Raw genomic sequence first — 13,546 nt, 5'->3', positions numbered from 1 at the left:
AAAACTGCCCGGGTGAAGTAAAGGGCGGTTTTTTTGTTGTGTGAAACATGCACAGACCAAGACTCAGGCCCGGGGATGGTGCTCGCCGTGCAGCGCCTTGAGTCGCTCATTGGCCACATGGGTGTAAATCTGGGTAGTGGAGAGATCGGCATGGCCCAACAGCATCTGCACCACCCGCAGATCGGCGCCATGGTTGAGCAGGTGGGTAGCAAAGGCGTGGCGCAAGGTGTGGGGAGACAACTCCCCGCGGATACCGGCACGCTGGGCATAGAGTTTGATCCTGTGCCAGAAGGTTTGACGGGTCATCATGCGGGCCTGCTTGGAGGGAAATACCACATCCGAGCTGGTGCCCCCCAACAGCAGGGTGCGGGCCTCGCGGTAGTAACGCTCCAGCCAGTGCACCGCTTCCTCCCCCATGGGCACCAGTCGCTCCTTGTTGCCCTTGCCTACCACCCGCACCAGCCCCTGACGCAGGCTGACATGCTCGGCGGTGAGCCCCACCAGCTCGGAGACCCGCAGCCCTGTGGCGTAGAGCAGCTCCAGCATCGCCTTGTCCCTCAGCTCCAGCGGGTCGTCCACCAGCGGTGATTGCAACAGTGCTTCCACCTCGGCTTCACTCAAATCAGAGGGCAGCTTCTTGGGCAGTTTGGGCCCCTCCAGCAACACGGTCGGATCATCGCTGCGCAGCTTTTCGCGGTTCAGATACTGGTAAAAGCGGCGCAGGGCAGACAGAAAGCGAGCCGTGCTGCTGGCGGCAAACTGGTGGTCCACCCGCCAGGCGAGATAGTGCTGTATGTCATCCATTCCCGCCAGCAACAAAGAGCGCCCCTGCCCGTCGAGCCAGAAAGCAAATTTCTCCAGATCGCTGCGATAGGAGCTGACTGTGTTGTCAGAGAGTCCCCGCTCCAGCCAGAGGGCGTCGAGAAAGGGTTCGATCAGGGGATGATTGTGCACGGCGGGGGCTGGCTTGGTCATGGTACTGGGTCTTGGGCAAACGGTGGCTCATTGTAGCGCGCCCGGCGCCGGACGACAGCGGGATCTGAGGGGCGGTACCACGCTTGCCCCGTGAAGGGCGTCGGTCTATCTGCTAAACTGGCGCCCCTCCCTGTTGCCTCCGGGCGCGTACGCCCCACGCGCCGCCAGGATGAAGAGCGATCTGTTTTACGGTAAGGACAGTGCGATGAAGATAGGTTTGTTTTACGGTTCCACCACCTGTTACACCGAGATGGCCGCCGAGAAGATCCGCGCCCTCATTGGCCCCGAGCTGGTCGATATCCATAACATCAAGGATGTGCCCCTTGTCCGCATGCAGGAGTACGACATCCTGATCCTGGGCATCTCCACCTGGGATTTCGGCGAACTGCAGGAAGATTGGGAATCCCGTTGGGAAGACATAGCCGATGTCAATCTGGAGGGGCGCATCATAGCCCTGTTTGGCATGGGCGATCAGCTGGGATATGGCGAATGGTATCAGGATGCCTTGGGCCTCCTGCACGATCAGCTGGTGCCCAAGGGGGTCAAACTGGTGGGTTACTGGCCAAACGAAGGGTACGAGTTCGACGCCTCCAAGGCGCTGATCGACGATGGCCGGCATTTTGTCGGGCTGGCCCTCGATGACGCCAACCAGTATGACCAGACCGAATCCCGCATCGAGCAGTGGGTCGACCAGATCCTCGGCGAGATCCACGAACTGTTGTGAGCCCCTGACCGGCGGCCAGTGTCCCGATGCATTGGCCGTCCGGGCGCAGTTATCGCACCGATTTTCTCAATCGGTATCATCGCTTGACGCTATAGCGACTTTTTTGTGCTGGTCTGCAACAATGCAATCGACACCCCATAACACAATCAGAACGGGTGTCGGAAGCAAACAGGAACAGACCAGAAAAGGATATTCTATGACCCCATTCTCCCTGTTGGCCCCCGCCATTGCCCGCGACGTACTCGATCACGCGCTGGCGCTGGGTGCTGACTTCGCCGAGCTGTTTGTGGAGCGCAAACGCCGCAGCCAGCTCAGCCTGCTCTCCAGCCAGATAGAGAACATCAGTGGCGGCCTCGATTTCGGCATAGGCGTGCGCCTGTGCTACGGCCACAAGGTGCTCTACGGCTACACCAATCTGGCCAGCCGCGACGAGCTGCTGCGCATCGTCACTCTGCTGGCGGCCAAAGACAGACGCGACCCGGTGGTGACCGCCACCGCCTTCGATTTCACCCGATTGACCGATCGCAACCCGGTGGCGTTGCCGCTGTCGGCCGACAAGCAGCTGGAGCAGAAGATTGCCTATCTGCACGCCATGGATGCGGTGGCCCGCGCCGAAAGCAGCAAGGTGAGCCAGTTCTCCGGCAATGTGCTGGGCTGGGAGCAGGAGGTGGAGATCTTCAACAGCGAAGGGTTGCAGGTGAGCGATCGCCGCCACTACAACCGCATCATGGCCCAGACCATCGCCGTTGAGGGGAGCGAGCAGAGCGTGGGCTATGAGGCGCCCGGCGCCCTGATGGGCTGGGAACACGCAGATCGTATCGATCCGCGCGAGCTGGCCCTCACCGCCACTCGCCAGGCGCTGGTGAAACTCGGTGCAGCCCCCTGCCCGAGCGGCACCCTGCCGGTCATCATGGAGAGCGGCTTTGGCGGCGTCATCTTCCACGAGGCCTGCGGCCACCTGCTGGAGACCACCTCGGTCGCCAAGAAGGCCTCGGTATTCCACGACAAGATGGGCCAGCTGATCGCCAATACGGCAGTCAGCGCCGTGGATGAAGGCTTGCAGAGCAACGCCTGGGGCTCCATCAACGTCGATGACGAAGGGATGGCGACCCAGCACACCCAGCTCATCAAGGACGGCGTGCTGACCGGTTTTCTGGTGGACAGAATGGGCGCCCTCAAGACTGGCTACGCCCGCACCGGCTCGGGAAGGCGCGAATCCTACAAATACGCCCCCACCTCGCGCATGCGCAACACCTATATCGAACCGGGCAACCACAGCCTCGACGATATGCTGGCCACCGTCGAGCACGGCATCTATGCCAAGAAGATGGGGGGCGGCTCGGTGCAGCCGGGTACCGGCGAGTTCAACTTCAACGTGCAGGAGGCCTATCTCATCGAGCACGGCAAGATCACCCGCCCGCTCAAATCGGCGACCCTGATCGGCACGGGCCCGCAAGTGCTCAAAGAGATCTCCATGGTCGGGAGCAATCTGGCGCTGGCCGCCGGCATGTGCGGCTCCGTCTCGGGCTCGGTACCCACGTCTGTCGGCCAACCCGCCTTGAAAGTTGACAAGATCCTGGTAGGAGGGAACGCCTGATGAGCACACTCGACATGAACAACCTGCTCACCCGCCTGCTGGAGAAGGTCGCCGATCTGGGCGCCGAGGCGGATATCATCGCCAATCAGGACAAAGCCTTCTCCCTCAAGGCCGACAAGGGCGAGCTCGGGGAATACAAGGTCACCAGCAGTCAGCAGCTCGGCATTCGTCTGATCAAGGATGGCCGGGTCGGCATCGCCTACTCGGAATCCCTCGATGAGGCGGCCCTCGATGCCATGTTGCAGGATGCGCTGGATGCCAGCCGCTTTGCCAAGGTGGACCCGGATCAGCGCATCTCGGTTGCCGGCAGCCGGATCAGCACCGACTTCGCCGAGATAAACCAGCCCGATACCACGGCGGTGGAGGAGAAGATCGCCCTGGCCCTGCGCCTCGAGGCGGATATGCTGGCGCAACCTGATGTGACCGGTGCCCCCTACAACAGCTTCTTCGAGGGGGAAAGCCGCCTCTGGCTCGCCAACAGCCTGGGCAGCCTCTGCCAGCACAGTGAATTCAGCGTCGGCTGCTATACCTCGGCGCTGGTGGAGCGGGATGGCCGCCAGTCGATGCACTCGCAAGGGCAGTATGGCCGCCGCTTCGACGAGCTGGATAGCCAGACCCTTGTCGAACAGATCTACGCCGTGGCCCATGACCTGTTGCCGGGGGAAGCGGTACCGAGCGGTCGCTACAGCGCCATTTTCAGCACCAACTGCTTCGCCAGCCTGTTTGGCTGCTTCCAGGCAGCGCTCTCGGGCAAGTGGGCCCAGCAGGGGATCAACCCCTGGCGAGACAAGGTGGGCCAGTCTGTAGCTTCCCGCTGGCTCACCCTGGAGAGCCGGGCCTATATGCCGGGCGGCATGAACATCAAGGCATTCGATGGCGAGGGGACAGCCACCTCGGATCTGTTGCTGATTGGCGAGGGCGAGCTGAAAACCCTGCTCCACAACAGCGCCACCGCCCACCACTTTGGCGTGGCGAGCAACGGCTCGGCCGCCCGCAGCGCCCGCAGCGCGCTGGATGTGACCACCCGCCATCTGGTGTTTGGCAAAGGCCCCCACAGCGAGGCAGAGGTCAAAACCGGCGAGTATCTGGAGCTGCTCAAACTCGATGGCCTGCACTCAGGGGCCGACGCGGTGAGCGGTGACTTCTCGTTCGGCGCGTCAGGGTTCCTGTGCCGGAATGGCGTGCGAATCCAGCCGGTGCGCGGCATCACGGTCGCAGGCAACTTCTACCGCCTGCTCGGCGAGCTGGAAGCGGTCGGTGACCGTCTGCAGCACAACGATGGCAAGGGCTTCTACGCGCCGCTGATCCGTTTTGGTGGTTTGAACATTGCGGGCAAGTAACCCCCGCATTTAAAGAGAAAATGGCACTTTGTCCCGTTCTGAACAGCAAGAGGGCAACCCCAAGGGTTGCCCTCTTTTTTATTCTGACCTTTGGCCTGGAGCTTGCTGACTAATGGTCAAATAAGGCTCACGCCCCGCCTGGCACCGTCGATACTGACAATGCAAGGCAATGAAAACGCGGTTTCCTACCAAAGTGCAAGACAACATGGAGGTCTGCATGAAGACAATCGCAATGGCGATCACCCTCGCCACACTGGGCATATCGATGGCACAGGCCGCTTCGGCAAGCAGCACAGGACGCATCACCTTCAGCGGCGCCATCGTGGAAGATGCCTGCCGCGTCAACCAGCAAGAGAAGCAGATGCAGGTCACCTGCCTCTCCGGCCCCTCACAAACAACCGAGACAGTTGATCTGCAACAGCTGGCAAGAGAGACGTCAATGAGCCTCTCCCACAGTCAGGTTTCCTACCAGTGGGTCGATGAAGGCCGCACAATGGCGATCGTCACCATCAGCCACAAATAATCCCACTGCCGAGGACAGAAACAACAACGGCGACCATAAGGTCGCCGTTATCATTACCGAGTCTCACATTCAAGCCATCAGGCTCAGGGGTTGAGACGCGTCGGCATACCGGTACGCTGTTCCAGCACCTGTTTGACCACATTGGAGTCGCTGTCGGCATGAGCGATGAAGCGAGTAATGGCAGGAGTCATGGGAAGCGGCACGGACGCCGAGGAGTTGAACTCTTCCTCGTTGCGTGACAGTGGCTCATGGACTTCCATGTAGCGACCGCCATCGGGCTCGACCGTGGACTTGACCGGCTGGTTGACGAACTGGACGCGGGTGCCGACCGGCACGTTGTCGAACAGATACTTGATGTCGTCGGCGCGCAGGCGCACGCAGCCGCTGCTCACTCGCAGACCGATGCCGAAGGTGGCGTTGGTACCGTGGATGGCATACAGGTTGCCGATATAGAGGGCATGCAGACCCATGGGGTTGTCCGGACCCGCAGGCCAGACCGCAGGCAGTGTCTTGCCCTGGGCCGCATAACGGCGACGGATGTTCTCGGTCGGAGTCCAGGTCGGGTTGGCACGCTTGCGTTCAACCTTGGTGATCCAGTTTTCCGGGGTATTCACACCCAGCTGGCCGATACCGATGGGCAGCACTTCGACGACATTTTTGCCTTTCGGGTAGTAATAGAGGCGCATCTCGGCCACGTTGATGACGATACCTTCACGGGGCGCATTCGGCAGGATCAGCTGATGAGGAATGATCAGCGTGCTGCCCGGTGTCGGCAGATAGGGGTCGACCCCGGGGTTGGCTTCCATGATGTTGGTCAGACCCAACTGGAAGTCGGAGGCGATCTGCTCCAGCGGGCGATTGTCCGCGGGTACCACATACTCCAGGTTCTCACCGATCAGGCGGCTATTGGCAGCGGGCAGCTGGTATTCAACGGCAGCAGCCTGATAGCTGACCAGCGTCAGCGTAAATAAAAGGGCCGAAGCGGCAGTGCGAAAAGGATTCATAAAATTCCTGTGTGGTTTCCTGTACCAAGTTGGCCGGGGGCCGTGTCATCCTCGGTCTGACCTGTGACGAGTCACCTTGCGCCCGAGGCCAATCACCGAGCGCGCATTCTTCCCTGAGTCGGACAAAATTTCAACGTCAGGATGGCTCTTTTTGCATGAACAGTCTATTCACAGCCCCTGACTTGTCATTTTTACCCTTGCCAAGCTAACAATCAGTAAATGAGTAGAGCATGAACAAAAGGGAGACCCATGGGTCTCCCTCTCTTCAGCAGGCGCTGGCAAGCAGGCGGGTCACGGCCTCCCTGATGGCGGCCCTGGCATCCAGCCTACCCATCTCGTCGGCCAGCAGGCGCGCCCGTGCCCGATAACGCGGCTCGTGCACCACCTTGCGCACTGCCGCAGCCACGGCCTCTGCCGTCGGCTCGTTGCTGTGCAGATTGATGCCAACGCCACTCCATGCCACCCGGGTAGCCACCTCGGCCTTGTCCTCCCCTGTGCCCGCCACCACCAATGGCACACCGTGGGCCAGTGCGGCCTGCACAGAACCATAGCCACCGTTGGTCACCAGCACGGCGGCATGGGGCAGCGCCAGCTCGAACGGCACATGGTCGGTGACGATCACATTGGCGGGGATAGATGGCCCCAGCAGCGCCGGATCCCGCCCGCCCGTGGTCAGCAGCAACTGCACCTCGTCACCCGCCAGCCCCTGCATGGCCGGGATCAGCAGTTGCCCCAGATCCACGTTGGCCAGGGTGCCCTGGCTGACGATGACCAGCGGCCGCCCATCCAGCCGTTCCCACCAGGGTGGCGGCGTCAACGCAATCCCCGGTGGCAACAGGGGGCCGATATGACGGATCACCCCCTCAAGCTCCGGCCGCTCATATTCAAAGCCGGTGCAGGAGAGCTGCAGGAAGGCATCCGGCGCCGTCACCATCACATCGGTGAAGGGGGCCGCCAGCGGCGGCGCCCCTGCCTCGGCCAGGGCAGCATCGAAGCTCTGCTGCACCTCGGCCTGCAGTCGTCGGGTCTGTTCATCCAGCCAGGGCAGCTCGCCAAGGGAGCGGCGCAGCTCGGGGGCGATGCGCGGGCCGTAGAAAATGGCATCCGGGCTCGAGAAAGAGACGGGGTTCACCCCCAGCATCAGGATGGGAAGGCGCTGGCTGCGGGCCTGTTGCAGCAGCGGCAGCACACCGTAGAAGCCGTTCTCCACCAGCAGCAGATCCACCCCCTCTTCAGCGATCAGCGCCCGCAGCCGGCTGTCATGTTGCGGGATGGGCGCGGCGAAAAAGCGCCTGAGCGCCAGCGCCATCTGGGCAATGCCGCTCAGCTCGGCACGCTCGGGGAAGTGCTGCTCCAGCGCCCGGTAGTCAAAATCCACCTCGGAGGAGAAGGACACAAATTCGGCGCCGCTCTGGCGGATCCCTTTTTCGAACAGGGCGCCGCACAGCATCAGCACCCTGTGCCCCTCCCCCACCAGCAGGCGGGCCACCGCCAGCATGGGGTTGACGTGGCCGGGGGTGGCGGTGGCCGCCAGCAAAATGGTCGCCATCACGCAGCCCCTTGCGGCGCCAGCGCCGGGTTGAGGCAGAGCGGACTGGCCTGGACATGGACCCGCTGGATGTGGCGCGCCGATCGGGCGGTGAAGCCTTCCCGCCCGTGCAGCAGGCCGAGGTTGTCGGCAATCACCACATCCCCCGGCTGCCACTGGTGGGCATAGAAGTAGCGCGGATCGTAGAGTCGCTCGTGCAAATCCTGCAGGAAGGCGGCCTGATCCTCGGGCGGAATCCCCTCGATCTGCAGCGCATGCTGGTTGAGGAAGCGAACCCCCTCCCGCGGCGGCTCGTTGTAGCGCATGACGGTTTCACCGCTCACAGGATGAGGCACCAGCAGAGGCGAGGTCACCTCGCCACCGTAGTGCACCACCTGCTTGATGCGATAGGTGATCCGCACTCGCTCCCAACGGGCCAGCCGCTCACCATCGAGGTCCACCAGCAACTGGCGGGTATTGATGAAGGTGGTGCGCCCACCCTCATCGGCGGCCGGTGCATGCACGCAGTGAAACAGCTGGAACTCCGGCACGGTCGGCTTGTACATGCCATCCCAGTGCAGCGGCACATAGCTGGAATCGAAAATATGATCGGTGGCGTTCTCGTGCGCTTTCACATCCAGCACGGCGCCGAAGGGCCACATCATGATCTCGCCCCAGCGCTCGGCGTAATGTGTCAGCCGCTCGGGGTCGACAAAGCCAGAAGCAAAGCCACGCATGATCAGCACGCCGTGGCGACGGGCCAGTTCGCGCAGCGACCCGACCGGCAGAGCCTGCACCGGCTGCTCGCTCCTGGCCGGTTCGATCAGCAGGCCAAAGGGAGCCTGGGGACGGATACGGCAGAGCTCGCCGCCGAGGGGAATAATGGATGCAGTCATGGTGAACTCCTCAGGCGGCGGCCCGCTTGCTGTGGATCAGGTAGTGGCTCGGACGACCGTGGATATGGACCAGTTCGTGCTCCAGAGCCAGCACGTCGCGCCGTTTCATCAGCACGAACTGGCCATCCAGATTGGCCGCGACCCCGTGCCAAGGGGTGAGCCAGTCATCCCGGGTCGGCAGCATGTGAATGCCCATCTTCAGGCTGTGGCTGGCCTGGGGGTGGATGGAGAGACGGATGGCCTCGGGGAAGCGCTCCGCCAGCAGCTTGCCCCAGGCGCGGCTGCGCTGGATCACGCCGTGGGTGCGCGACTTGGCATCCCGCTGCAGCGCCGTGTTGGAGAGTGGCGTGTCCGGCAGCTGGCTGTCTTCATACAGGAAGCGGGTCATGGCGCGATAGAGACGAACCCCCTCCTCCGTGGTCTTCACCTCTTCACTGATCTGCGCCAGCGGCTCGGCATAACGCTCGACCAGCTGTTCACGCAGGGTGTCGAAGTCGCGGCTGGCACAGAACTCGGCCATGCCCGCCACCATCCCCAGGTGAAAGACCCCGAGGTGGGTCGCCCCCAGCTCCAGGATCAGCTGCTCTATGTGGGCCTGATAGGCATCAATGGCCTGATCCGATACCCGGATCAGATCGCCGAAGACATGGCCATCCGAGCAGATGAGGATCCGCATGCCGGGCCGGTAGTGCAGCTGGATGCGCTGGCAGAGGTGATTGAGAAAGCTGAGGGAGAGGCGCTCCGCCATGTCCGGCAGGGTGCCCAGCACCTTGTTCGGGTTCGGCGACTTGGTGGGAAAGGCGGGCAAGACGCAGGTAATGGTTTCGCCCCGCTCGATGAAGGCCTGCAGCCGGGGGATCTGGATGGCCGCCACCTCCTGCTCTTCGCTGTGCCGGTCCAGGATGGGATCGGGGAAGCGGCGACGATAGGGCAACAGCTCGGCAAATATCTCTCGGGCAATTTGATGGGAAGATAAACCACTCATTATTCCGGCTCCTTTAGGCAGGATAAAATCAATAAAGATGACTCTTTATCAATGCGTCCAGTCTCTGTCGTTATTATGGGCGTATCCGTTTGCTACCCAAACGAATCGAGAGGGGACAGTAGCCGAGATGAAGTCAGGCTATCAATTCGCCATTAATGTAAAGAGATTCAACCCAGCGCTAATAATCTATTTCGCATAAACTAATCCACCCTATGCATATGAATAAAAACAGATTTAATGAGCATTGAAGCGTATTAAAAAACACCAGCCAGGAAAGTTCCCCACCGGCTTTATTATTCCGTCACAATTTGACTCGTGGATTATTTAGCTCAACTTAACAGTGATATTTTCTCATGCCGTCAATGCTGACCATTTTGCTTTAAATATCGCAAACAATTATCCAGCTGCATATTAAGCAGACGAGCAGGGCGTGAGCTTTGGCAATCAAGACGGGGGGGGCGGGCGAAATGATTCATCACTGACCCCCAGCGGCATCGCCATGGTTTTTCATGGTGGCGGCTCTGGGCGGAGCCGCCAGACGATTCAAGGCTGGGCCAGGTCGGCAGCCAGATAATCCAGGGCCGCCCGCCAGCCCATTTGGTAACCCTGCTCCAGCCGCCCCTTGTCTGTGGTCATGCGACCGACCCGAAAGCCCGCCGGCGGGTGGATGAGCCGGATGTGACAATCTGCCGGTGGCTGGAGGATGAAGTCGATGGCGTCGTTGTAACTTTGATGACGCGCCAGGCTGGCGCGAGCCAGGGCCGGGGTCTGGCGCAGCAGATATCGGTGCAGGGCCGGCAGACGTGGCGCCCGCTTGCGATAGCCGAGGGGGCGGGAGAGCACCACAGTTATATCGCGCGCCCCCTGTTCGTAGGCATGACGCACCGGGATCGAGTCGGCCACCCCGCCATCCGTCATGGCTTCCCCGCCGATGCGCACGAAGTCGCGATAGACCAGGGGCACAGAACAGGAGGCCTTGATCTGCTGCTCCAGCTCGGCCGCGTTCCCCTTGAGGTAGGCGGCCTGGCCGTCCGAGACCCGGGTGGTCACTACTGTCAGCGGTACCGGATTCACGGCAAAGCGGGCTAGATCGAGTCGGCACTCGCGGATGGTGATCGCCCACAGCCAGTCGAGATCGAGCCAGTGGCCGCCGCGCACGAACCTGGCCAGACTGATGAACTCGGGGCGGCAGGAGTAGTCCGTGATGACGCTGTGGTTGCGTCCCCGCTGACCGGCCAGAAAAGCCGCCAGATTGACCGCCCCCGCCGAGACCCCGATACAGTGATCAAACGCCGTCCTGCCCTGTGCCAGAAAGGCATCCAGCACACCGGCGGCAAAAATGCCGCGCATGGCGCCCCCCTCGACCACCAAGGCCGTTTGCCGCCGACTCATCTCACCTCCCGCTGAATTTGCTCTGTGAATGGACTCACACTTTGACCCATCCGGTGCCCATCCCCACGTTGCGCTCCCTATAATGGGCGCGCCTCTGCTCTGGTGCCATGAGGTATAACTTATTGATGCTACGGAATATTACAATGAAAAAAATCAGCAAGTCCCTACTCGCCGCTGCCATTTCCCTCGGATTGATGGCAGGCTGTAACAGCAACAATGACTCCGAGACTCCAGATACCATGGTTCGCTTCGCTACCTTCAACCTCTCCTTTGATCGCACCGCTCCCGGCATGCTGAGCGGGGAACTGGCCCTGACCCGCGCCGAGCAGGACACCCTGCTGGCACGCTATCAGGCCGGTGATGCCAGTCTGGGTCAGGCCGAGATCACCCGGGCCAAAAATGTGCAGCAGATCCGCAATATCGCCGAAATCATCCAGCGCACCCGGCCGGATGTGTTCCTGCTCAACGAGTTCGACAACGACGGCAAAGGTGAAAATACCGCCGACCTGAAGGCGTTCAACAACAATTACCTGGCCCACGCCCAGCACACCGAAGTGACCGCCATCAGCTACCCTGTGCTGCAAAACTTCGCCACCAATACCGGCCTGATGAGCGGCCATGACCTCAACCTGGATGGCAAGGTGGGCAGCGGGCCGGACGACGCCTGGGGCTTTGGCAACTACCACGGCCAGTACGCCTTCGCCGTCATGTCCCAGTACCCCATCGACACCAAGCAGATCCGCACCTTCCAGCACTTCAAGTGGAAGGACATGCCCGGCGAATCGAACCCTGTCATCGACGACTGCAGCAACCCCAAGGCGCCGATCCCGGCGGGCCGCCAGTGCGGCGATGCCTGGTATGACGACGCCGCCTGGCAGGCATTCCCGCTCTCGTCCAAGAACCACGCCGACGTGCCGGTGCGCATCAAGCGCGGCGACAAGGAGGAGGTGATCCACTTCCTCATCTCCCACCCGACCCCGCCCATCTTCGGCAACGCGGCGCGCCACAACGTCAAGCACAACCGCGCCGAAGTCGCCTTCTGGCAGGACTACGTGGAGACCGCCAGCTACATGGTGGATGACGCGGGCAAGGCCGGCGGCCTGGCCGAGGGCGCCAAGTTCGTCATCGCCGGGGATCTCAACGCCGATCCCCAGATTGGCGACGGGGATCTCACCGCCATTCAGGATCTGCACAACCATGTGCTGGTCAATCAGGCTGTCACCAACGGCGCCATCATACCGGTCAGCCAGGGTGGCCCCGAGTGCCTCGCCAGCCAGCCGGATCAGTGCAAACGCAACAACAAGCGTCCCACCCCGGAGCGCATCACCAGCAGCAGCGGCCTGCAGCTTGACCACCTGCTGCCCTCCGCCAACCTGAACGCGGTCGCCTCCGGCGTGTTCTGGCCGGCCAGCTTCGAGCCGGGCTACCACCTGGTGTATGACGCCAAGCTGGGCATCGCCAAGGGAGTCAGCTCGGATCACCGGCTGGTGTGGGTCGACTTCAAGCTCGACTAAACAACGAGCGTTTTCAACAATCAGGGGGCCCGCGGGCCCCCTGATTGTTTTCAAACAAAGTGAAGCGCCCTTGGTCACCGCAAGCGCCAAGGCGCACAGCAATGGGTGTCATTGCCAAGGTGGGGCGACGGGATCACAGAACCCGGGCACCAATGAGGCTAGAATGGGGACTCTTGTCGCCAGGCTCTGGCGATGATGCCTCCGCTTTCACTCATCGAGGACACGCTTAATGGAACTGCTTCTTCTCAGCAACGGTAAAGCCACCGAATTTCCGGGTCTGCTCGGTTGGGCCCGGGATAGGGTGCAAACCCTGCTCGCCCGCAAACAGGTCAAACGCATACTGCTGATCCCCTACGCCGTGATCCGCAGCGACTGGGATGCCCGCGCCCGCGATCTCACCGAGAGTCTGGGGGTGGAAGCCATCAGTATTCATCAGTTTGATGACCCTGTGGATGCCATCAATCAGGCTGATGCCATCTTCATCAGCGGTGGCAATACCTGGCGCCTGAACCAGCTGCTGCACGAATATGGTCTGGTCGTGCCAATCCAGCGCGCGGTACGCGAGCGGGGCGTACCCTATGTGGGCTGGAGCGCCGGTTGCAATGTGGCAACCCCCAGCATTCGCACCACCAACGACATGCCGGTGTGCAACGCCGCCGTGCTGCCTGCGCTGGGCCTGTTCCCGCTGCAGATCAACCCCCACTATCTGGATGCCAGCATCAGCGGCCACATGGGCGAAACCCGCGACGAACGTCTCGCGGAGTTCTGCGCCATCAACCCGAGCGAATACGTGGTGGCCCTGCGCGAAGCCAGCCTGCTGCAGATAAGCGGTGAGAGCAGCGGCGACACCCTCGAATACTGGAGCGCCCGCGGCGAGAGCTACAAGATCTTCAAACACGGCGAGGAGGTGCAGGAATTCATGGATGCCACCCCGCTGGCGGCGTTGACCCCCTTTAGCCCTCGCGGCTGACTGCCCATGAAAAAGGGGGCATAGAGGTGAGGTGCTGATCTGAGCCGTCGAACCGGCGGTTTGCCATGCTGTAAGGGGCAAGGGATCTTCCCTCGCCC

12 protein-coding genes are annotated in these 13,546 nt (G+C 61.8%); 6 read left to right on the top strand and 6 right to left on the bottom strand.

Annotation, left to right across the window (positions count from 1 at the left end; genetic code table 11):
* Positions 1–63: 63 nt before the first annotated feature.
* Positions 64–975 (bottom strand): site-specific tyrosine recombinase XerD, encoded by a 912-nt coding sequence (xerD, locus tag GWQ27_RS12060; protein ID WP_011898435.1) that lies wholly within the window; start codon positions 973–975, stop codon positions 64–66.
* A 205-nt stretch (positions 976–1,180) separates the two neighbouring features.
* Between xerD and fldB the strand changes: the two genes are divergently transcribed.
* The 4 genes from fldB (at position 1,181) to GWQ27_RS12040 (ending at position 5,159) form a co-directional block, all read left to right on the top strand.
* A complete protein-coding gene (gene fldB / locus GWQ27_RS12055; RefSeq protein WP_005317454.1) occupies positions 1,181–1,699 on the top strand; it encodes a flavodoxin FldB in 519 nt (172 codons plus the stop codon).
* 196 nt (positions 1,700–1,895) lie between these two features.
* The gene (locus GWQ27_RS12050; RefSeq protein WP_275907457.1) at positions 1,896–3,296 is read left to right on the top strand and encodes a TldD/PmbA family protein; all 1,401 of its coding nucleotides are present in this window, start codon (positions 1,896–1,898) and stop codon (positions 3,294–3,296) included.
* On the top strand, positions 3,296–4,636 hold the full coding sequence (locus GWQ27_RS12045; protein ID WP_169045542.1) for a metallopeptidase TldD-related protein: 1,341 nt from the start codon (positions 3,296–3,298) through the stop codon (positions 4,634–4,636). Before GWQ27_RS12050 ends, GWQ27_RS12045 begins: the two co-directional genes overlap by 1 nt.
* Before the next feature lie 217 nt (positions 4,637–4,853).
* Positions 4,854–5,159 (top strand): type 1 fimbrial protein, encoded by a 306-nt coding sequence (locus GWQ27_RS12040; protein ID WP_265432788.1) that lies wholly within the window; start codon positions 4,854–4,856, stop codon positions 5,157–5,159.
* 83 nt (positions 5,160–5,242) lie between these two features.
* On the opposite strand, the gene GWQ27_RS12035 is transcribed toward GWQ27_RS12040, so the two are convergent.
* The 5 genes from GWQ27_RS12035 to GWQ27_RS12015 form a co-directional block, all read right to left on the bottom strand.
* Entirely contained in the window at positions 5,243–6,163 is a 921-nt protein-coding gene (locus GWQ27_RS12035; protein WP_111587321.1) for a L,D-transpeptidase family protein, read from the bottom strand.
* A gap of 265 nt (positions 6,164–6,428) precedes the next feature.
* Positions 6,429–7,712: a nucleotide disphospho-sugar-binding domain-containing protein gene (locus tag GWQ27_RS12030; RefSeq protein WP_275907456.1), complete on the bottom strand. Its 1,284-nt coding sequence runs from the start codon at positions 7,710–7,712 to the stop codon at positions 6,429–6,431.
* Positions 7,712–8,587, bottom strand: a complete 876-nt coding sequence (locus GWQ27_RS12025; RefSeq protein WP_275907455.1) for a TauD/TfdA family dioxygenase — start codon at positions 8,585–8,587, stop codon at positions 7,712–7,714. The genes GWQ27_RS12030 and GWQ27_RS12025 overlap by 1 nt, the downstream gene beginning before the upstream one ends.
* A gap of 10 nt (positions 8,588–8,597) precedes the next feature.
* Entirely contained in the window at positions 8,598–9,572 is a 975-nt protein-coding gene (locus GWQ27_RS12020; RefSeq protein WP_169045539.1) for an isocyanide synthase family protein, read from the bottom strand.
* 543 nt (positions 9,573–10,115) lie between these two features.
* Complete coding sequence (locus GWQ27_RS12015) at positions 10,116–10,964, bottom strand: patatin family protein (RefSeq protein ID WP_275907454.1); 849 nt, start codon at positions 10,962–10,964, stop codon at positions 10,116–10,118.
* 143 nt (positions 10,965–11,107) lie between these two features.
* Here GWQ27_RS12015 and GWQ27_RS12010 point away from each other — a divergent pair, with 143 nt between their 5' ends.
* Positions 11,108–12,478 carry an endonuclease/exonuclease/phosphatase family protein gene (locus tag GWQ27_RS12010; protein ID WP_275907453.1) on the top strand — a complete coding sequence of 457 codons (1,371 nt, stop codon included), beginning with the start codon at positions 11,108–11,110 and terminating at the stop codon, positions 12,476–12,478.
* Between the two features lie 229 nt (positions 12,479–12,707).
* Entirely contained in the window at positions 12,708–13,448 is a 741-nt protein-coding gene (pepE, locus tag GWQ27_RS12005; protein ID WP_275907452.1) for a dipeptidase PepE, read from the top strand.
* Positions 13,449–13,546 lie beyond the last annotated feature (98 nt).

This window comes from Aeromonas sp. 5HA1 (assembly GCF_029237245.1).
Classification (GTDB): domain Bacteria; phylum Pseudomonadota; class Gammaproteobacteria; order Enterobacterales; family Aeromonadaceae; genus Aeromonas; species Aeromonas salmonicida.
The sequence above is the reverse complement of the archived record's forward strand: the minus strand, read 5'-3'. Positions and strand labels throughout refer to the sequence as shown.